The 19,880-nt window shown below is 70.7% G+C and carries 20 protein-coding genes; 12 read left to right on the top strand and 8 right to left on the bottom strand.

The window, feature by feature from the left end; all coding sequences use genetic code 11:
* Both gatB and JWR86_RS08735 read left to right on the top strand, forming a co-directional pair.
* Positions 1-972: Asp-tRNA(Asn)/Glu-tRNA(Gln) amidotransferase subunit GatB (gene gatB, locus JWR86_RS08730; protein WP_299563733.1), on the top strand; the 972-nt coding region annotated here is incomplete at its 5' end.
* 65 nt (positions 973-1,037) lie between these two features.
* The gene (locus JWR86_RS08735) at positions 1,038-1,388 is read left to right on the top strand and encodes a DUF6496 domain-containing protein (RefSeq protein WP_299563736.1); all 351 of its coding nucleotides are present in this window, start codon (positions 1,038-1,040) and stop codon (positions 1,386-1,388) included.
* 13 nt (positions 1,389-1,401) lie between these two features.
* On the opposite strand, the gene JWR86_RS08740 is transcribed toward JWR86_RS08735, so the two are convergent.
* Together JWR86_RS08740 and JWR86_RS08745 are read right to left on the bottom strand one after the other, a co-directional pair.
* Positions 1,402-2,055 carry a ribonuclease T2 gene (locus JWR86_RS08740; protein ID WP_299563738.1) on the bottom strand — a complete coding sequence of 218 codons (654 nt, stop codon included), beginning with the start codon at positions 2,053-2,055 and terminating at the stop codon, positions 1,402-1,404.
* On the bottom strand, positions 2,052-2,486 hold the full coding sequence (locus tag JWR86_RS08745) for a hypothetical protein (RefSeq protein ID WP_299563741.1): 435 nt from the start codon (positions 2,484-2,486) through the stop codon (positions 2,052-2,054). Before JWR86_RS08745 ends, JWR86_RS08740 begins: the two co-directional genes overlap by 4 nt.
* A 210-nt stretch (positions 2,487-2,696) precedes the next feature.
* Between JWR86_RS08745 and JWR86_RS08750 the strand changes: the two genes are divergently transcribed.
* Positions 2,697-3,797, top strand: a complete 1,101-nt coding sequence (locus JWR86_RS08750; RefSeq protein ID WP_299563807.1) for a M20 family metallopeptidase — start codon at positions 2,697-2,699, stop codon at positions 3,795-3,797.
* An 11-nt stretch (positions 3,798-3,808) separates the two neighbouring features.
* Positions 3,809-4,825 carry an aldo/keto reductase gene (locus JWR86_RS08755; RefSeq protein ID WP_299563744.1) on the top strand — a complete coding sequence of 339 codons (1,017 nt, stop codon included), beginning with the start codon at positions 3,809-3,811 and terminating at the stop codon, positions 4,823-4,825.
* Between the two features lie 5 nt (positions 4,826-4,830).
* On the opposite strand, the gene JWR86_RS08760 is transcribed toward JWR86_RS08755, so the two are convergent.
* The 5 genes from JWR86_RS08760 to JWR86_RS08780 all read right to left on the bottom strand — a co-directional run bounded on the left by JWR86_RS08760 (position 4,831) and on the right by JWR86_RS08780 (position 10,045).
* A complete protein-coding gene (locus JWR86_RS08760) occupies positions 4,831-6,138 on the bottom strand; it encodes a GGDEF domain-containing protein (RefSeq protein WP_299563747.1) in 1,308 nt (435 codons plus the stop codon).
* 93 nt (positions 6,139-6,231) lie between these two features.
* On the bottom strand, positions 6,232-8,091 hold the full coding sequence (gene mutL, locus JWR86_RS08765) for a DNA mismatch repair endonuclease MutL (RefSeq protein WP_299563750.1): 1,860 nt from the start codon (positions 8,089-8,091) through the stop codon (positions 6,232-6,234).
* 73 nt (positions 8,092-8,164) lie between these two features.
* On the bottom strand, positions 8,165-8,794 hold the full coding sequence (locus tag JWR86_RS08770) for a 2OG-Fe(II) oxygenase (RefSeq protein WP_299563753.1): 630 nt from the start codon (positions 8,792-8,794) through the stop codon (positions 8,165-8,167).
* A 101-nt stretch (positions 8,795-8,895) separates the two neighbouring features.
* A complete protein-coding gene (locus JWR86_RS08775) occupies positions 8,896-9,408 on the bottom strand; it encodes a VOC family protein (protein WP_299563755.1) in 513 nt (170 codons plus the stop codon).
* A gap of 52 nt (positions 9,409-9,460) precedes the next feature.
* Positions 9,461-10,045 (bottom strand): L,D-transpeptidase, encoded by a 585-nt coding sequence (locus JWR86_RS08780; RefSeq protein WP_299563758.1) that lies wholly within the window; start codon positions 10,043-10,045, stop codon positions 9,461-9,463.
* An 876-nt stretch (positions 10,046-10,921) separates the two neighbouring features.
* Here JWR86_RS08780 and JWR86_RS08785 point away from each other — a divergent pair.
* The 3 genes from JWR86_RS08785 to JWR86_RS08795 all read left to right on the top strand — a co-directional run bounded on the left by JWR86_RS08785 (position 10,922) and on the right by JWR86_RS08795 (position 13,305).
* On the top strand, positions 10,922-11,554 hold the full coding sequence (locus JWR86_RS08785) for a pyridoxamine 5'-phosphate oxidase family protein (protein WP_299563761.1): 633 nt from the start codon (positions 10,922-10,924) through the stop codon (positions 11,552-11,554).
* A 126-nt stretch (positions 11,555-11,680) separates the two neighbouring features.
* Entirely contained in the window at positions 11,681-12,685 is a 1,005-nt protein-coding gene (locus tag JWR86_RS08790; RefSeq protein WP_299563764.1) for an SGNH/GDSL hydrolase family protein, read from the top strand.
* Positions 12,686-12,687: 2 nt separating this feature from the next.
* Entirely contained in the window at positions 12,688-13,305 is a 618-nt protein-coding gene (locus JWR86_RS08795) for a GDSL-type esterase/lipase family protein (protein WP_299563767.1), read from the top strand.
* Between the two features lie 15 nt (positions 13,306-13,320).
* Here the strand turns inward: JWR86_RS08795 and JWR86_RS08800 are convergent, their stop codons facing one another.
* The gene (locus tag JWR86_RS08800) at positions 13,321-14,235 is read right to left on the bottom strand and encodes a LysR family transcriptional regulator (protein WP_299563770.1); all 915 of its coding nucleotides are present in this window, start codon (positions 14,233-14,235) and stop codon (positions 13,321-13,323) included.
* A 262-nt stretch (positions 14,236-14,497) separates the two neighbouring features.
* Between JWR86_RS08800 and JWR86_RS08805 the strand changes: the two genes are divergently transcribed.
* The 5 genes from JWR86_RS08805 to JWR86_RS08825 are packed head-to-tail and all read left to right on the top strand — an operon-like array spanning position 14,498 to position 19,816.
* A complete protein-coding gene (locus JWR86_RS08805) occupies positions 14,498-15,292 on the top strand; it encodes an SDR family oxidoreductase (protein WP_299563772.1) in 795 nt (264 codons plus the stop codon).
* A 29-nt stretch (positions 15,293-15,321) separates the two neighbouring features.
* Positions 15,322-16,581, top strand: coding sequence for a ribulose-bisphosphate carboxylase large subunit family protein (locus JWR86_RS08810; protein ID WP_299563775.1), 1,260 nt, complete (start codon positions 15,322-15,324; stop codon positions 16,579-16,581).
* Positions 16,578-17,948 (top strand): four-carbon acid sugar kinase family protein, encoded by a 1,371-nt coding sequence (locus tag JWR86_RS08815; RefSeq protein ID WP_299563778.1) that lies wholly within the window; start codon positions 16,578-16,580, stop codon positions 17,946-17,948. The genes JWR86_RS08810 and JWR86_RS08815 overlap by 4 nt, the downstream gene beginning before the upstream one ends.
* A 25-nt stretch (positions 17,949-17,973) precedes the next feature.
* A complete protein-coding gene (locus JWR86_RS08820) occupies positions 17,974-18,753 on the top strand; it encodes a 3-oxoacyl-ACP reductase family protein (protein ID WP_299563781.1) in 780 nt (259 codons plus the stop codon).
* A 43-nt stretch (positions 18,754-18,796) separates the two neighbouring features.
* The gene (locus JWR86_RS08825) at positions 18,797-19,816 is read left to right on the top strand and encodes a TRAP transporter substrate-binding protein (RefSeq protein WP_299563784.1); all 1,020 of its coding nucleotides are present in this window, start codon (positions 18,797-18,799) and stop codon (positions 19,814-19,816) included.
* The last annotated feature ends 64 nt before the right edge of the window (positions 19,817-19,880 follow it).

Below are 19,880 nucleotides of genomic sequence, written 5' to 3' on the forward strand. Positions count from 1 at the left end.
GAAATCGTCTCCAAGCCCGACCTGCGCTCCTCCGAGGAGGCCAAGGCCTATGTCGCCAAGCTCAGGACGATCCTGCGCTATCTTGGCACCTGCGACGGCGACATGGAGAAGGGCAGCCTGCGGGCCGACGTGAACGTCTCCGTGCGGCGGCCGGGCGAGCCGCTCGGCACCCGCTGCGAGATCAAGAACGTCAATTCGATCCGCTTCATCGGCCAGGCCATCGAGTACGAGGCCCGGCGCCAGATCGCGATCATCGAGGACGGCGGCGTCATCAAGCAGGAGACGCGGCTGTTCGATGCCGGACGCGGCGAGACCCGCTCCATGCGGTCCAAGGAAGAGGCGCACGATTACCGCTACTTCCCGGATCCCGACCTCCTGCCGCTCGAATTCGACCAGGCCTTTGTGGACGGGCTCGCGGCGGACCTGCCGGAACTCCCGGACGAGAAGAAGGCCCGGCTGGTCGCGAGCTTCGGCCTCTCGCCCTACGATGCGGGCGTGCTCGTGGCGGAGCGGGCCTCGGCCGATTACTTCGAGGCGGTCGCGGCCGGCCGCGACGGCAAGACGGCCGCGAACTGGGTCATCAACGAGTTGTTCGGACGGCTCAACCGGGAGGGCCGCGGGATCGAGGACAGCCCGGTTTCGGCGGCCCAGCTCGGCGCCATCATCGACCTGATCACCGACAAGACCATTTCCGGCAAGATCGCCAAGGACCTGTTCGAGATCGTCTGGCAGGAAGGCGGCGACCCGCGCGAACTGGTGGAGAGCCGGGGCCTGAAACAGGTCACCGACACGGGCGCGATCGAGGCGGCGGTCGACCAGGTCATCGCCGCCAATCCGGACAAGGCGGAGCAGGCCAAGGCGAAGCCGACCCTCGCCGGCTGGTTCGTCGGTCAGGTCATGAAGGCGACCGGCGGCAAGGCCGCGCCCGGCGCCGTAAACGCCCTCGTGAAGCAGAAGCTCGGCATCGAGTGAGGCTCGCGCCTCGGCGTGGAGCCGATTCGCCCCGTCCGCGTTGAGGGTCGGACGGGAGACGTGACATGGCCAAGCAGACACCCGCTCAGAAGGAGACGGTGGAGCGCGTCATGCACGAGTTCAAGCATGGCGAGCTGCGGACCGGACAGGCCGGCCCGAAGGTGAAGAGCCGCCGTCAGGCGCTCGCCATCGCGCTGCACGAATCGGGCTCGACCAACCAGGAGAGCCCCAAAGAGAACCGCAAGAACCTGGCCAGGACGAAGCAGAAGGAGCGCAAGGGACAGACCGCGCAGGCCGCGGCCGAGACGGGCCCGAACGCCACCAAGGCCGGCCTCTACGAGCAGGCGAAGAAGCGCGACATCCCGGGACGGTCCCGCATGTCCAAGGCGGAACTCGCCCGCGCCCTCGGACGCTGACCGGGGGGCCGACTTAGCGCGGCGCCGTGACCCGGATCGGCCCGACCCGGCACGAGCGGCGGTCCACCTCCGGACAGGGCCGAAAGGCCCGCAGGTCCCGCGTCAGGCAGATCCGCACCTCCTGCAGAGCGCCGCGCCGGCACTGGACGGACATCATGTCGGCCCTCAGCCCCGGATTGCTGCCGACGAAGGCGCGCTCCACCGCCTGGGGCGAGGTTTCGCCGTCCTGAGCCAGCTCGGACAGCGGCTCCGGGATGCGGATTTTGGCCCGGGCGTCCCGCACCGCCTGCATGTATTCCCCCGGTCCTAGGCCCGAGCAGGTGCCGTGCCGGCGCCATTGGTGGCGGGCCAGCCCCTCATCCGGGAACACGCCGCCGGCCGCGTCGAGGGCGGCCCGCGGCAGGCCGCGCTCCGCGCCGCATTCGGTCGGAAAGCCGCGCTCGTGCTGCGGCCACAGCCCGTGCACCACGAACCCGAGCCGGCGCCCGCTCTCGCATTGCTGCGAGCGGCGCCGGTCGCTCTCGCAGTAGTTCGGCGACCAGGACAGGGCGAGAACGTAGAAGTCGAAGCGGCCCGGCGCCCCGCCGCGCTCCTCGGCCGAGGCCGGCAGGGCGGCGGCGAGGGCCGCCAGGAACGTGAGAACGGCGGCGACGGCCCGGCCGGTCACGGCCGCGCCATGCGGCAGGCCGGCGCATAGGCGAGATTGCGGTCGAGCCCCGTGACGCACCATTCAACGCCCCAGCCGGCGCTGATGAAGTTCAGGTCCTCGCGCACGGAATAGTCGATGCGGTGCCGGCGGCCACTCGAGACGAGGGCCGTCGCGGTGCAGAAGCGCCGCGGGATGGTGTCGAGGCCCCAGGGCCGCCAGGCCAGCGGCTTGATGCGCGAATATTCCACGATGGTCAGGGCTGAGTTCCAGAACTGCGCCTCTTTCTCGGCGAAGCGCGTCGAGATCTCGGCCAGCACCGAGGGGTCCCCGCACAGAGGCAACTCGGCCACGTAGGGGATGACGCGTTTCTCGGCCGGGACGACCTCGTAGGCCGCAGCCGCGGAGGCGCCGAGAATGGCTGTGGCGAGCAGGACAAGGGTGCGGCGCATGCAGAAGGTCCACGGAGGCGGTGGCCGACCATGCCGCCGGGGCGGCCAGCCGGCAAGGACGGCGGTGCAACAGGTGGCATGCCCTTCGCGGGACGCCCCGGGGAGTGCGCCGGCCGCGGCGAGCGTGTAAGCGCATCTTCTCTTCCGGAGATTGCCGTGACCGAAACCGCCCGCTCCGTGCTCGACTGGCTCGCCGCGCAGGAGGGCGCCATGCTGTCGCTGCTGGAAGAGGTCGTGAACATGGATTCCGGCAGCTACGACAAGGCCGGGGTGGACGCTGTCGGCGACCGTTTCGCGAGCTTCCTGGCCGAACACGGGATGTCAGTCGCCCGCCACCCCCGCGAGGGCTTCGGCGACGCCTTCCTGGCCACCCTCGCCGGGTCCGGGGGCTCGAACCGGCCCGTGCTGCTCCTCGGCCACCGGGACACGGTGTTTCCGAAGGGCGAGGCCGCCCGGCGGCCGTTCCACATCGAGGCCGGGCGCGCCTATGGCCCCGGCGTCGCCGACATGAAGGCCGGCCTCGTCATGAACGCCTTCGTGATGGCGGCCTATAGCCGCTTCGGCGGCCACCCGGCTCCGCTCGCCATGCTGATCACCTCGGACGAGGAGATCGGCTCGCCGTCCTGCCGAGGCATCATCGAGGAAACCGCACGGGGCGCCCGGGCCGTGTTCAACGCCGAACCCGGCCGCCCCACCGGCAACATCGTGACCGGCCGCAAGGGCGGCGTGTTCATGGAATGCCATGTCACCGGACGGGCCGCGCATTCGGGCGGCAATTTCGAGGCCGGCATCAGCGCCATCACGGAGATCGCGCACAAGATCGTGGCACTCTCGGCCATCACCGACATTCCGAACGGCGTGACCCTGAATGTCGGCCTGGTCTCGGGCGGGCAATCGGTCAACACGGTGGCGCCGTCGGCCACCATCGGCATCGACCTGCGCTATGTCGAGCCGCCTCAGCGGGCGCAGGCCATGGTCCGGATCGAGGGCATCGTCACGGGGGCGACCGTGCCCGGGACCGAGGCCCGGCTCGAGATCAAGGGCGAGTTCCTGCCCCTGCGCCAGGACGAGGCCTCGCGCGCCGTGTTCGACGTGTACCGCGAGGCCATGGGCGAGCTCGGCAGCCGGGTCGAGGGCGAATTCACCGGAGGCTGCGCCGATTCCGGCTTCACCTCGGCCGTGGGCTGCCCCACGGTCTGTGCCACCGGCCCGGTCGGCGGGCGGGCCCATTCGCCGGAGGAATACCTGGAGGTCGCCTCCATGGTGCCCCGCGCGCAAGGGCTCGCGCTCGCCATCTCGCGGCTGATCTAGGGAGCAACGCCATGGATTATCGCCAGCTCGGACGCTCCGGCCTCAAGGTGTCGCCGCTCTGCCTCGGGACCATGATGTTCGGCGGCCCGACCGAGGAAGCGGTGGCGGCGCGCATCATCGCCTCGGCGGCGGAGGCGGGCATCAACTTCATCGACACGGCCGATACCTACACGGAGGGTCGCTCCGAGGAGATCGTGGGCCGGGCCATGGCGGCCGACCGCGACCGCTGGGTGGTGGCCACCAAGGTCGCGAACCCGGTTGGGCCCAACGCGGGACCGAACGATTCCGGCCTGTCCCGGCGCCGCATCATGCTGGCCTGCGAGGCGAGCCTGCGCCGCCTCGGCGTCGAGGCGATCGACATCCTCTACCTGCACAAGGAGCACCACGCGACGCCGCTCGAGGAGACGGTGCGGGCGGTCGCCGACCTCGTCCGGGCCGGGAAGATCCGGTATTTCGGCGTGTCCAACTACCGAGCCTGGCGGGTGGCGGAAATCTGCCGGCTTGCCGATGCGTTCGGCATCGACCGCCCGGTGGTGAGTCAGCCCTATTACAACGCGCTGAACCGCATGCCGGAGGTGGAGCACCTGCCCGCCTGCGGCCATTTCGGGCTCGGCGTGTTTCCCTACAGCCCCCTCGCGCGCGGCATCCTGACCGGCAAATACGACCCCTCCCGCCCCCCGCCCCCGGGCACCAGGGCCGGCCGGCAGGACAAGCGCATGCTGGAAACGGAATGGCGCACCGAGTCGCTCGACGTCGCCCAGGAGATCCGTCGCCATGCCGAGGCGCGCGGCATCACGCCCGGGCAGTTCGCGCTAGGCTGGGTGTTGAACAACCGCCTGGTCACCGGCGCCGTGGTCGGGCCGCGGACCGAGGAGCATTGGCAGGATTACCTTGGCGCCCTCGCCTACAGCTTCACGGCCGAGGACGAGGCGCTGGTGGACCGGCTGGTGGCGCCGGGCCACCCCTCGACGCCGGGCTACAACGATCCCGCCTATCCACTGGAAGGGCGGCCGCCCCGCACCCGCTGACCCCCTCAGGCACTCATCAGGTTGTTCCGAATGCCGGGGTCCGGCCCGTCCGTGTTGGCCGGGTCGCCGCTCCAGGCCCGGAATCGGCTGATCGTCTTGCCGGACAGCAGGCGCGCGTCCGCGAGCGCGAACAGCGCCCGGTAGTCCGATCCGTCCGCCGGGCCGGTGGCGATTCCCACCGTGCTGGACAGCCCGTCCTGCATTCCCGGCACCGCGACGCTACACGTCGCGGCGCGCAGCCGCTCGGCCTGGGTCGATCCCTCCTCCGGGGACAGGCCGATGGCGCAGACCAGGAACTCGTCGCCGCCATAGCGGAACAGATAGTCCCCCGGCCGGATGGCCCCCCGGATCGCGTCCGCGATGCGCCGCAGCGCCTCGTCGCCGAGGGCGTGGCCGAACCGGTCGTTGATGCTCTTGAAGCGGTCGACGTCGACAACTGCGACCGTCACGTTCTGGCCGGCCGTCAGCGCGAGATCGACCACGTGGCGGCCGTCCTGCTCCAGCCGGTTCCGGTTCAGCGCTCCGGTGAGTGCGTCGCGGCCCGAGGATTCGACGAGCGCATGGTAGCGCTCGCGGTAGGTCAGCGCGCCGAACACGTCGGCGAGCGGGGCTCCGGGCACATGGGTGTCGCCGTCACGCTCGGCGAAGCGGAGATAGAGACCGGCCAACAGGGCGAAGCAGAGCCCTGAGACCATCTTGCCGATCCAGCCGCCGAGGAGCACCTCCGGCCCGGCCCCGAACAGCAGGACGAGCCCGGCGAAAAAGGCGAGCTGGTCGAAGGTGAGCACGACAGCGGAGGCCAGCCAGATCCGGATCGTCAGGTGCCGGCCCAGGGCGCGGCCGAGCTTCTCGTAGACCAGCACCAGGGCCAGGCAATCGAGGTAGAGCAGCACCGACCCCCAGGCCATGAGCCAGCCCATCTCGCCCAGGAAGCCGATATCGGGCGCCCGCCCCGTCGCGGCGGTGGGCCCGTGCAGCCGCAGGAGCAACACCAGCGCCAGCACCACGAGATTGCCGGCCAGCAGGCCGTAGATCGGCTGCCGCACGGCGGTCGCGTCCTCCTTCACATACAGGAGGAGCAGCATCACGAGCTTGCCCGCGAACAGGACCGAGGAGCCCGGAGAGACCACGAACCCGCCCGGCGTGCCGACATAGACGAGGGCGGCCAGATAGCCCTCGAGGAAATGCACCGTCCCGAGCGCGGTGACGAACAGCCCGATGCCCAGGCGCTTGCGCAGCCGGAACAGCAGCGCGAGCACGGAGAAGTAGAGCAGGAGCTCCGCCGCGAGCAGAAGCAGGTTGTGAGCAGCCATCACCCGTTCCGGCCCGACCTGCCGGGCGGCCGGCATCAGGTGCCCCGAAACGTTAAGAATTGCTGCCGTTGATCCGGAACACAGGGTGACGCGTCAGCGGCGGCCGAACAGCTTTTCGATGTCGGCGAGCTTCAGTTCCACGAAGGTGGGCCGGCCGTGGTTGCATTGGCCGGCATTCGGCACCCGCTCCATGTCGCGCAGCAGGGCGTTCATCTCGGGGCCGGACAGGCGCCGGCCGGCCCGCACGGAGCCGTGGCAGGACATGCGGGACAGCACCGCGTCGAGCCGCCGCTCGAGGGCCGAGGCGCCGGCCCCGGCCTCCCCCGACAGGTCCGCCGAGAGCGCGTCCGCGACGTCCCGGAGCAGCCGGTCGAGATCGGCTGTCGCAAGGGCGGCTGGCACCTCGCGCACCAGCACCGCACCCGGGCCGAAGGCTTCGATCGCCAGCCCGAGCTGCGCCAGGGGGCCGGCTTCGGCGGCAAGGCGCCGCGCCTCCGCCGGGTCCATCTCGATCACCGCCGGGATGAGCAGGCTCTGGCGGGCGATGCCGTGCTCGGCCCGCTGCTGCTTCAGGCGCTCATAGACGAGCCGCTCGTGCGCGGCGTGCTGGTCCACGATCACGATGCCGTCCCGGGTCTGGGCCACCACATAGCATTCGTGCAACTGCGCCCGGGCGGCGCCGAGCGGGGCAGCCTCCTGGTCCGGGGCAGCCAGATCCTCGGCCGGGGCGGCCGAGGGTGCATCGTCCAGCGCGAAGGCCGCCTGTTCACGCTCAGCAAAGCCAGCCGCGGAAGCCTGGGCCGGGCGCCAGCCCGAGACCGAAACGCCGCCCGGGCCGGGCCGGGACCACGCCGGGCCCATTCGGCCGAGGGCCTCGGCCGCGGTCGCCGTCGAGGCCCTCAGCCCCGCGCGGCCGAGCGCGTCGCGGATCGCCGACACGACGAGCCCGCGCACCAGGCCCGGATCCCGGAACCGGACCTCGGTCTTGGCCGGGTGGACGTTCACGTCGACCCGGCCAGGGTGGCACTCGAGCCGCAACGCCACGACCGGGTGGCGGTCCCGGGTCATCACGTCCGCATAGGCCCCCCGGACGGCCGACAGCAGAAGCTTGTCGCGGACCGGGCGGCCGTTCACCACCACGTGGACGTGGGTCGCGGCGCCGCGGTGAAAGGTCGGCAGGCCGGCATGGCCCCCGAGACGGAGGTCCTCGCGCTCGGCCCGGACCGGGACGGCATTGGCCGGGAATTCGGCGCCCAGAACCCGCCCCGCGCGGCGCAGGTGACCGTCCGGCGTATCCGCCTCCGGCCCGTATTCAAGCGGCGAGAGGTGGTCGCCGGCGAGCGACAGGCGGAGCCCCGGATGGGCCATGGCGATGCGGCGCAGCATGTCGAGCGCGGCCAAGGCCTCGGCCCGGTCGCTGCGGAGGAACTTCAGCCGGGCAGGCGTGGCGGCGAAGAGGTCTCGCACCTCGATCCGCGTGCCCGGCGCGGCCGCAGCCGGCCGGACCGGCCCCTTCCGGCCGGCCTCGACCACCAGCGCGTGCCCGGTGGCGTCGCCCCGGCGGCGGGAGGTGATGGACAGGTGGGACACCGCCCCGATCGAGGGCAGGGCCTCGCCCCGGAAGCCGAGCGTGCGGATGTCGGACAGGTCGCCGTCCGGCAGCTTCGACGTGGCATGGCGCTCGACTGCCAGGGCGAGATCGCCGGCCCCCATGCCGTGACCGTCATCGGTGACACGGATCAGGCGCCGCCCACCGGCCTCCAGCACGATGTCGATATGGGACGCCCCGGCATCGACCGCGTTCTCGACGAGTTCCTTGAGCGCGGAGGCGGGACGCTCCACCACCTCGCCGGCCGCGATGCGATCGATCAGAACGGGTTCGAGCCGGCGGATCGGCGCGGCCCCGCGCCTCTCCCGGCTGTCGGGCCCGGCGCCGGGCGCTGCGAGGGTCACGGGTTCTTCCCCCTCGGCCTGCTGCGCCCCGTGCGGCAGAGCCTCCCCCGGCCGGGAGAAGCCCCGACGCGGCTCACCGCCCGAAGATGCCCTTGAGGAATTGCGACACGCGGTTGCGCTTCTTCTTGCGGGCGAGTTCGTCGGCGTTGGTGACCCAGGCGATCTGCACCACCTTGCGCTCGCCCGCGAAGGGCTGGTGCCCGTGCCAGGACGCGTCGCCCCGCAGGAACGCGAACACGGTGCCCATCACCGGCGGGACCTCGACCTTGTAGGGCTCGAAATTCTCGCCGTCGTAGAGCACGCGCAGCCGCCCGCCTTCGCCGGCCTCCCAATTGTCGTTCATGTAGACCAGCATGGTCATGACCTTGGACGGGCCGTCCGTGTGGATGGCGCCGTATTTCGGCTGCGACCGCTTCATGATGGTCGTGAGGCGCGGATAGGGCGTGAGGTCGCGGCCGAATTTCTTGGACAGCTCCGCCGTCAGCTCGTCGCTCTCCAGCTCCTCGATGAGCTGCTTGAAGCGGCCCTTGAGCTGGACCTCATCCACCGTCAGGTAGCCGGGCTTGTCGATCTGCGGGAAGTCGCGCCGCAGGTCGGCCACCGCCTCGGGCTTCAGGAAGTCCGAGCCGAGCAGGTAATCGTACGGTTCGCTCGACCTGTCGGCCTGCCGAATCGCATCGACGTTGAGGAGTGAAAGGGCCATGGCACGGGGGTTCCGGGGGGAGGCGTCAGGTTAGTTTCCGGGTCGGCGCGAGGCAAGGTCGGCGGGGCTGGCGAGGCGCGACCGGAGGCCGCGAGCAGGTCTCAGCCAGCCCGCAGCAGGTCGTCGAGATCGAGCGCCCGGGTGAACATCGCGAGAGAGCCATCCGGCGCCACCGGCCAGGCCCCGCGTGGCCGGTCCCAGTAGAGCTCGACCCCGTTCTGGTCCGGATCGCGCAGGTACAGCGCCTCGCTGACGCCGTGGTCCGAGGCGCCGTCCAGCGCGATCCCGGCTGCGCTGACCCGCCGCAGGGCGTCGGCCAGGAGCGGCCGTGTCGGATACAGGATGGCGGTGTGGAACAGGCCCGTGGTGCCGGGCGGCGGCGGGCTGCCGCCCAGGCTTTCCCAGGTGTTGAGGCCGAGATGGTGATGGTAGCCGCCGGCCGACACGAAGGCGGCCTGCCGGCCGTAGCGCTGGATCAGCTCAAAGCCGAGCACGCCGCAATAGAAGGCGAGCGAGCGGTCGAGGTCGGCCACCTTCAGGTGGACGTGGCCGATCCTGACGCCGGCATCGATGGGCCGATCGCTTGCGGCGACCGGACGGAGAGGACGGTTCATGTTGGATCCGGGTGACAGGCGCGCCCGGTTGTGCGCGCCTGCGACGCCCGGCTCACATGACCACGACCTTAGTGCCGACGCGGACCCGACGGTAGAGGTCGATCACGTCCTCGTTGGTCATCCGGATGCAGCCGGAGGACACGGCCTGGCCGATGGTCTCGGGCTCGTTCGAGCCGTGGATGCGGTAGAGCGACGAGCCGAGATAGAGGGCGCGCGCGCCGAGCGGGTTGTCCTCGCCGCCCGACATGTAGCGCGGCAGGTCGGGGCGGCGGCGCAGCATTTCGGCCGGCGGCCTCCAGCTCGGCCATTCCGCCTTGCGGGTGATGGTCTTCGCGCCGCGCCACTCGAAGCCCGGCCGGCCGACGCCGACGGCGTACTCGATCGCCTCACCGCGGCCGGTCACGAGATAAAGCCGACGCTGCTCGGTCGAGATCACGATCGTGCCGGGCGCATAGCGGCTGGAGAACTCAACGGCGCGGCGCTGGCTCGGCGCGGCTTGGGGCTGATAGGCGCCGCCCTGATCCAGGTATTCCATCGGGCGCTCGTCCAGCGGGTCGAGCCAGAACTGGGCCGAGGCGGGCTGCGAAAAGGAGAGTGCCGCCGCGAGAGCCGCGAGGCCGATCGAGAAAGAGCGCATGTTGGCGTCCTGGTGCGGTCGGGACCTTGGACGTCCCTGGATGCCGAGACAACGCAATGGCCACGCTTCGGGTTTCATGGCCCGTGACGGGGAGTTCGCGCAAGGGTTGACGGCGGCTCCGCCGGCCATCCGGGCCGCGGCGGAGCGGGCGCAAACCGACCGCCGCGTCTCGCGCCACGCCGGCGATGCGCATTCCGTTCAGGATCTTCCGCGCTGCAGCGAAGGATGTTCTTGACGGTTTGTCGGGTCGGGCGCAATCTCCGCAGGTCTTCGCAACCAACGGAGACAGACAGCCTCCCACAAGAGGCTCGTCGCGCCAGGTTCTGCAGCACGCCGACTGCAGGGAAAGGGAGTGTTCATGACTCCACCTCAGCAGGATGCCGCCTAGATAGCCGCGAGCACTTGTCCGGCTCACGGCCGAGCGGTTCTGAACGAACAACGAACGGGAGCGACCCAAGGGGCAGCGGAGCGGCCGTCAGGCACAGCTCCCAGCACGACCCGCCCCATCTCGGCCGCTCCCGTTTCGAGTCCGGCGTGACGCGACGCGTGGCCCGCCGCCGCGATCGGCACGGCCGGCGTTGGCCGCCGCCCCCCCGTGCTGCCACCCGGCCCCGTGCGGCCGCCGCCCTTTCCCCGCCGCAGCGCGACCGCAGCGCAGGCCCGAGCGGCCGAGCCAGCCTTGCCCCGACGGCGCCCGACCTGCCCTCCAGACCGCAGCCCTGCCCCGGGACGAGGCTGCCGTGCACCGTGCCTCCGGCTCCGGCGGGCTGCTTCCGCTCGGGCGGAGCGCCGGGGTTGTTTTTGCCGCCCCGCCGATGCTGTCTACGACGGTGCAGCGCCGCAGCCTTGGCGCCGCGTCGGCCGTAGGAGGATGCGATGGGGCTGGACGTCGAGACCGGCGAGCGGATCGAGAATTCGCAGGACCTGCGCGCCCATTTCGGCCCGATCAGCACCCTGGCCGAGCACAAGGTCCAGAGGCAACTCGACCATTTCTGCCGGGACTTCATCGCGCTCTCGCCCTTCCTGGTGCTGAGCAGCGCGGACGGGCTCGGCAACGCCGATGCCAGCCCGCGCGGCGATGCGCCCGGCTTTGTGCAGGTCTTGGACGACACGACACTGCTGATCCCGGACCGGCGCGGCAACAACCGCGTGGACAGCTTCGCCAACGTGCTGGCCTCGCCGGGCGTCGGGCTCATCTTCTTCGTGCCAGGCATCAATGAGACCCTGCGGGTCAACGGTGCGGCCCGCATCACGCGCGATCCGGCCCTGCTCGAGCCCCTGGCCGCTCAGGGCAAGGTGCCGGCCGCGGCGCTCATGGTCGAGATCCGGGAGGCCTTCTTCCATTGCGGCAAGGCGTTGATGCGATCGCGGCTCTGGGACAGCGCGGCGCAGGTCGAGCGCGACCGCTTTCCGACGCTCGGCCGCATCATTGCCGAACAGACCCGCAAAATCGACGTCGCGGCCGCCGAGACCCTCATGGAGGAGGGTTACCGCACCCGTCTGTACTGAGGGACACCAGGCAAGCCCGCCGGGAGCCGGCCGGGAACGGAAGCTGCCGCCGGCGCATAGTACCGGGCGGCCGGGCGCGTGCGCCCCTGCGGAGCCGCAGAGGCCCTCGAGGCGGCGACGTCACCGATGCCCCCTTCCACCCCGTCCGCCGAGACGCGCTGGCGCGCCGCGCTTGCCGTCGGCGGGCTCGCGGTCTGCGCCACGCTCGCCCTCGGGGTCGGCCGCGTGGTCTGGTTCGACGCCTACTGGGTCTATCGCGAGCGCCCGCCCTGGCTCGCCGTGACCGGCGGCGCGAGCCGGATCCTCGACCGGCAGACGCGCCGGGCCAAGGTGCTGCAGGCGCTTGTCCGGCCCTACAGCGTGGCCCTGCTGGGAAGCTCCACCGTGTATCACGGTCTCGACCCGCGCGACGTCGCCCCCCGGCTGCGCGGCGAGGTCTACAATGCCGGGATCTCGGCCCTCGTGGCCGACGAATTGCCCCTCGTGGCGAGCGTGGTCGCCTCGCGCAGCCGGCTCCGGCAGGTGGTGCTGGGACTCGATTACTACATGTTCTCGCGCCGCGATCCCCTCCCCGTCCAGCTCAGCCCAAGCCTCAGAGACGCGGCCGGCCGCTGGGAGGCGCGGCTCGGCGCCGCGATCAGCCGCTACGCGATCACCGACAGCTTCATCGACCGGGTCGCGCGGGGCGCCGAGCCCGGCGCGTGGACGCGGGAGGGGTTCCGGATCACGCCCAAGCTCCGGCCCGACCAGACGCGCCAGAACGATGCGGCCCGGCGGCGGCTGACAGCGCCCTATCGGCCCGAGACGCTCGAGCCGCTGCGGCAGGCGCTGCACGCCTTCGCCCACGTCCGGGTCACGCTGTACCTGTCCCCGGTCAGCGAGGCCCAGCGTCGGATCCTGGCCGAGCGCGGCCTGCTGGACGATTTCAGCCGCTGGCGCGCCGACATGGCCGGGGTCGCGGCCGAGCACGGGGCCACCTTCATCGATCTCGCGGATCGCGGCGCGGCCGACCCGTTCAATCCGGATTCGGGATCGACCGATGTTTGGCTGGACAACCTGCACTACACGCCCGTCCTCGGCCGGGAGGTGCTGAATGCGGTCGGGCTTCGGTCTCCCGGGCAGGCGGATTGAACATGGCCAAGCCGCTCCGGCCCGTCCCGCCCACCAAGGAATCCTACCTGAAGCGGTTCAGGGCCATGTCGGCAGCGCTTCCGGAGGAAGCGGACCTGATCCTGATCGGCGACTCGCTCGCGGCCTCGTGGCCGTCGGCTCTGCTGGAGGGGGCGCGCGGCGGACGGCGCGTGCTGAACCTGGGCCTGGCCGGGGACCGGGTCGAGACCACGGCGTGGCGGCTCGGCGCGGGCCGGACGGAGCATCTTCGGCCGCGCGAGCTGGTGCTGCTGGTCGGCAGCAACAACCTCACGGACGGTGACGCCCCCGAGGCGATCGCGGCCGGGATCGGACAGGTGGTGCGGCAGGCGCGGTGGCTCTGGGGCGAGCCGGACACGGTGGTCGTGACCGTGCCCTGGCGCGGGCCGGCGCCCGGCTTCCGCGACGGCGAGCGGCTTCGCCTGAATGCGCTCCTCGGCCGCGATCTCCCGGCCACGTTGGGGGCCCGTGTGATCGATGCCGACCGGGCCTTGGACCATTCCCCTCCGGCCTATCCCGGCTTTCTGCCCGACCTGGTTCACCTGAGCCCGGACGGCTACCGCCAGCTCACCCGCGCCCTCCCTGGGGCTCGAAGGGGCTGATGGGCCGCGGCCCGATCAGCCCAGGTCCCGACGTTCAACCGGCCAGGCCCCCGCCTCCGAGGAGTGCATCGCCTCCTCGATCCAGCCGGCCAGGCGTCGGACGTCCGACCGCGTGCGCAGATGCGGCGCGATCCAGAGGTTCAGCTCGTGCGGCCCGGCCACGAAGCCGAAGGGCGCAACGAGGTGGCCGCGGCGGATCTCGCTCTCGACCAGGATCTTCGGCGCGACGGCGACGCCGAGCCCGCAGGCGGCAGCCTGGATCTGAAGATAGAAGTGATCGTAGGTCTCGTGAGGGGCCAGGGTTCGGCCGCGCCATGCGCTCGCCTCCATCCACTCCCCCCAGGCGGCCGGACGGGTGGCGGTCCCGAGGAGGCGCGCCTCCGCCAGCCTGTCCTGCGTGTCGAGATGGAGGCGAGCGGCGTAATCGGGGTGGCAGACCGGCCCGACATGCTCACGCAGCAGCGGCCGGATGATCACCTCCTGGGGCGCCTTGAACATGGTCGAGCGGATCGCGAGGCTGACCTCGTCGCGCACGAAATCGACCTCGCCGTAATTCAGGTTCAGCCGGACCTCGATGTCGGGATTGGCCCGCTTGAAGGCGCCGAGGCGGGGGATCAGCCACAGCATGCTGATGGTCGCCGAGCAGGACAGCGTCAGCGGCGAGGGGGCGAGCGCGGAGACGCTCTGCTGCATGATCCCGAAGGCTTCGCGCAGACCCGAGGCCAGCAATCCGCCCTGCGCGGTCGGCTCGACGGATTTCGCCAGCCGCTTGAGCAGGGGGACGCCGAACTCGCTCTCCAGGCTCCGCACATGCCGGCTGATCGCACCATGCGTCACGCCGAGCTCGACCGCGGCCGCCGACATGCTGTTGTGGCGCGCCGCAGCCTCGAAGGCGCGGAGAGCGTTGAGCGGGAGTCGAGAGGTCGCCATGACGGGATCCGGAACGTCCGGTGTGAGTAAAGCTTACAGCTCCCTGCGTCGAATTCAGGTGTCGCGCGAGATCGCGTTTCCGTAGCGTCGCACCAACGAACGAAGTCGGTCAGGGCGGAGATGTCAGGGTGGTGGCGTGTGCAGGAGCGTCGCTTCTGTCACCCCTCGGCGCGTGCAAGCGCGACCGCATCCGGATGCAACATCCGCGCCTGGCTCTTGATGCAACGGCGATGGTCGTTGCGCGCAACCCAGGCGGGCCCGGATGTCAAAGCGCCTTAATGACAGGATTTGTCTCGTGTTCGGGGCCGGCTCGGTAGGTCCGGGCTGGGGCAACGGCAAGGCCACGGCCGTCCTGTTCGCCCGGGAAGGGGCGCATGTCGCCTGCGTCGACGTGAACGAGGCCGCCGCCCGCGAGACGGCCGACATCATCGCCAAGGAAGGCGGCCGGGCCAGCGCCCATGTCTGCGATGCCACCAATTCCGCCGCTGTCGCGGCGCTGGTGCAGGAGGTGATCTCCGCCCACGGCCGCATCGACGTGCTGCACAACAACGTCGGCTACGCCAGCATGGGCGGACCGATCGAGCTGGACGAGGCCACCTGGCAGCGCTCGCTCGACCTCAACGTCACGACCTGCTTCTTGGCGGCCAAACACGTGCTGCCGCACATGCTGGCCCGCAAGTCGGGCGCCATCATCAACGTCTCGTCGGTCGCGGCCATCCGCTACACCGGCTACCCGTATCCGGCCTATTACGCGGCCAAGGCGGCCGTGAACAATTTTACCATGGGTCTGGCGCTCCAATACGCCCGCGACGGCATCCGGGTGAACGCGATCATGCCGGGCCTGATGAACACGCCGCTGATCCACCAGCAGATCTCCGGGCAGTACGCCTCCGCGGACGAGATGGTGGCGGCGCGCGACGCGGCCTCCCCCACCGGCAAGATGGGCACGGCCTGGGACATCGCCCATGCGGCCCTGTTCCTCGCCTCCGACGAGGCCGGCTACATCACCGGTGTGGCGTTGGCGGTGGACGGCGGCCTGACCTGCCGGGCCGCGTGACCCCGGTTTCCCCGCTCCGGACAGCGTCCATGCCATCTGACCGCTTCGAAGCCGATTACCTGCTCGAAACGCCGATCGACGTCGGGCGGGCGGCCGACATCATCGCCGGCGAGCAATCGAGCGGCACCTTCGTGGCCGTGCCCGGCGAAACGCCCGAGCTGAAGGAGCGCTCCGCCGCCCGCGTGGTCGCCCTCGAGGTGATCGAAGAGGGCGTCCCGGGCCGCTCGCTGCCGACCAACCGGGGGGCGAGGCCCGACGAGCGCGTCACGCGCGCCCGGCTGACCCTGTCGTGGCCGCTCTCCACCACCGGACCGTCGCTGCCCAATCTGGCCGCCACGGTCGCCGGCAACTTGTTCGAGCTCAAATGCGTGAGCGGGCTCAAGCTGCTGGACCTGCGCCTGCCTGGCGCCTTCGCGGCCGCCTATCCGGGACCGCGCTTCGGCATCGAGGGCACCCGCCGGATGTCGGGGGTTCACGGCCGCCCGCTGATCGGCACCATCATCAAGCCGAGCGTCGGGCTCGGGCCCGAGGCCACGGCCGCGCTGGTGCATGAGCTCTGTGAGGCCGGCATCGACTTCATCAAGGACGACGAGCTGCAATCGGACGGACCCGACTGCCCCTTTGACGCCCGTGTCGCGGCGGTCATGCGGGTGATCGAAACCTATGCGGACCGGACCGGCCGCAAGCCGATGTTCGCCTTCAACCTCACCGGCGATCTCGACCAGATGCGCCGGCGGCACGACACGCTCCTGGCGCATGGAGCGACCTGCCTGATGGCCAGCCTGAATTCGGTTGGGCTGGTCGGCATGATCGAGCTCGCCCGCTTCGCCGAGCTGCCCATCCATGCCCATCGCAACGGCTGGGGCTACCTGGCGCGGCACCCGCTTCTCGGCTGGTCCTACGTGGCCTGGCAGAAGCTCTGGCGGCTGGCCGGGGCGGACCACATGCATGTCAACGGGCTCGACAACAAATTCTCCGAAACCGACGAGAGCGTGATCGCGTCGGCCCGCACCTGCCTGACGCCGATGTTCCCCGAAAAGCCCTGCACGGTGATGCCGGTCTTCTCGTCGGGCCAGACCGCCCGGCAGGTCCACGGCACCTACGACGCGCTGCAGAGCACCGACCTGATCATGACGGCCGGGGGCGGTATCCTGGCCCACCCGGACGGGCCGGCAGCCGGCGTGCGCTCGCTGCGCGAAGCCTGGGAAGCGGCGATCGCTGGGATCCCGCTGGACGCGCATGCCCGCACCTGTCCGGAACTGGCCCGGGCCCTCGAGGTCGCCGCGTGACCACGCCCCGGGCCCTGCCGGCCGGTCCGCTCGTCGCCTTCTACGGCGACGACTTCACCGGCTCGTCGGCGTCCATGGAGGAGCTGGCCTTTGCCGGGATCGAGACCGTCCTGTTCCTGTCGACGCCCTCCCCCGAGCGACTCGCGGCGTTCCGGGGCTACCGCGGCATCGGCATCGCGGGCGTCGCCCGGTCGCGCAGCCCCGACTGGATGGACCAGCACCTTCCGGCCGCCTTCGGGCTCCTGAGGGACCTCGGCGCGCCGATTGTCCACTACAAGGTCTGCTCGACCTTCGATTCCGCCCCACATATCGGCTCCATCGGCCGCGCGGCCGAGATCGGGGCCCGCCTGTTCGGCGGCTGGATCCCGATGGTGGTGGGCGAGCCCTCCATGGGCCGCTTCCAGAGCTTCGGGCACCTGTTCGCGATGGCGCATGGCCGGGGCTTCCGGCTCGACCGCCACCCGGTCATGGCGCGCCACCCGGTCACGCCCATCGACGAGGCGGATCTGGGCCTGCACCTGGCCCGCCAGACCGACCTGCCGATCGGGCTGATCGACTTCGTGGCCATGAAGCGCGGCCAGGCCGACACACGGCTGGCCGAGTTGCTGAGCGCAGGCGACCGCGTCGTCTCGATCGACGTGCTGGATCCCGAGACGCAGATCGAGGCAGGGCGGATTCTCTGGGAGCGTGCCGGGGGCCAGGCCTTCGCGATCGGCTCGCAGGGACTTGAAAGCGCGCTGGTCGCCTATTGGCGGAGCGTCGGGCTGCTCCCGGCTGCTGCCACACCCTCCCGTCCCGCCCGGGTGGAAACCATCGCGGCCGTGTCCGGGTCGGTCTCCCCCGTCACCGCGCGGCAGATCGCCTTCGCGGACCAGAACGGCTTTGCGGCCATCCGCCTGCCGGCCGAGCGCGCCGTCGACCCGGCCGCCTGGGACGCCACGGTCGCGGAGGCCGTCCAGGCCTCGCTGGCCGCGCTGGCCCGAGGCGCGAGCCCGCTTGCCTTCACGGCGGCGGGTCCGGACGATCCGGCCGTGGGTCGGCTGCGCGACGCGGTCGCGACCTCCGGCCTGTCGGCCGAACTGATCAACGACCGGATCGGCGAGGGGCTGGGCCGTGTTCTCGATGCGGTTCTCTCGACGGCAAAGCTGCCGCGCGCCGTGATCTCCGGCGGCGACACGTCCAGTCACGCGGCCGCGATGCTGGGCATCGACGCGCTGACCGCGATCGCCCCGATGGCGCCGGGTTCGCCGCTCTGCCGGGCGCATGCCGCAAGCCCCGACCGGGACGGCCTCGAGCTCGTGCTCAAAGGCGGCCAGGTCGGAACCGACGATTTCTTCTGCGTGGTCCGCGACGGTGGGCGGCCATGAGCATCAACGAGGCAGGGCGGGTACGATGCGTCTGACAGGCAAGGTGGCGCTGGTCACGGGTGGAGCGCGGGGCATCGGCTTGGCCATCGCCAAGGCGCTGCACCGCGAGGGCGCCGTGCCCGTGCTGGCCGACATCAACGAGGACGGCGCGCGCCAGTCGCTGACCGAGATGGGTGCAGCGGACGGCATGGCAGCCAAGGTCGATGTGGCTGATCAGGCCTCCGTGCAGGCGCTGGTGGAGGCGATCACCGCCCGCTATGGCCGGCTCGACATCCTGGTCAACAACGCCGGCATCGGCGGCAACACGCCGTTTCTCGACATCACGGCCGAGACCTGGACCCGCACCATCGGCATCAATCTGACCGGCGCCTTCTTCGTCGCCCAGGCCGCCGCCCGGGTGATGGCGAAGCAGCGCAGCGGCAAGATCGTCAACATCGCCTCGCTGTCCGGCCAGCGGGGCGGGCACGGCCGCGCCGCCTATGGAGCCGCCAAGGCGGGCCTCGAGCTGCTCACCAAGGTGATGGCGGTCGAACTCGCCGAATACGACATCAACGTCAACAACATCGCGCCCGGCGCGATCGAGACGGAGATGGCCAAGTTCGCGCACGATGCCGCGACGCGGGCGGCCTACAACTACCTGATCCCGATGACGCGCTACGGCCGTCCGGAGGAGATCGCCGACGCGGCGGTGTTCCTCTGCTCGGACGAGGCCCGCTACGTCCACGGGCACACCCTCAACGTCGACGGCGGCTTCCGTGAGGCCGGCCTGATGTTCCGCGGCAGCAAGGCCGCCCCGCCGGCCTGAACCGCCACCGACCTGTCAGCCACACAGCCTTAGGGAGTACGCCATGACCATGTCCGTCAGCCGCCGTCGCTTCGCGACGCTCACCGGAGCCGCCGCCATCTCGGCCGCCCTGCCCCTGCGCTATGCCCACGCGGCCGAGCATACCTTCAAGATCGGCACCAACGTGCCGGCCTCGCACCCGCTGAACGTCCACCTCAACAAGGCGGCCGAACAGGTGAAGGCCGAGACCAACGGCCGCTTCGAGTTCCAGCTGTTCCCGAACAACCAGCTCGGCGCCGATTCCGACATGCTGTCGCAGCTGCGCTCGGGCGCGCTCGAATGCTTCCTGAATTCCGGCGTGAACGTGCTGTCCACGATCATCCCGGCGGCCGCGATCTCCGGCGTCGGCTTCGCCTTCAGGGACTATCCGGCGCTGTGGAGCGCCATGGACGGCAAGCTCGGGGAGCATCTGCGCGGCCAGATCACCCGCGGCGGCTTCGTCGTCATGGACAAGATCTGGGACAACGGCTTCCGCATGGTGACCAACAGCGCCAAGCCGATCGTGCGCCCCGACGATCTCAAGAACATGAAGATCCGGGTGCCGGTCAGCGCCCTGTGGCTCTCCCTGTTCAAGTCCCTCGGCGCGTCCCCGACCGGGCTCAACTTCGCCGAGGTCTATTCGGCGCTGCAGACCAAGGTGGTGGACGGGCAGGAGAACCCGCCGGCGATCATCTCGGCGGCGAAGCTCTACGAGGTGCAGAAATACTGCTCCGTCACCAATCACATGTGGGACGGCTGGTGGTTCCTGATCAACCGCCGCGCCTGGGGCCAGGTGCCGGCCGACCTGCAGGCCACCGTCACCCGCATCGTGAACGAGGCCTGCGTGGCCGAGCGGGAAGAGGTCGCCCGGCAGAACACCGCGCTGCAGAAGGAACTGGCCGCCGCCGGCATGATCTTCAACGACGTCGACCCGGCGCCCTTCCGGGAGGCGCTGTCGAAGGCCGGCTTCTACAAGGAGTGGCGCGGCAAGTTCGGCGAGGAGCCCTGGCGGCTTCTCGAGGAGGCGGTCGGAACGCTCGCCTGAGCGCCTTCGCCTGCAGCACAGCCGCGTCTTCGGACGCGGCTTTTTTCCGTGCCACATCCATGAG

Source organism: Enterovirga sp., assembly GCF_028290205.1.
Lineage (GTDB): Bacteria > Pseudomonadota > Alphaproteobacteria > Rhizobiales > Beijerinckiaceae > Enterovirga.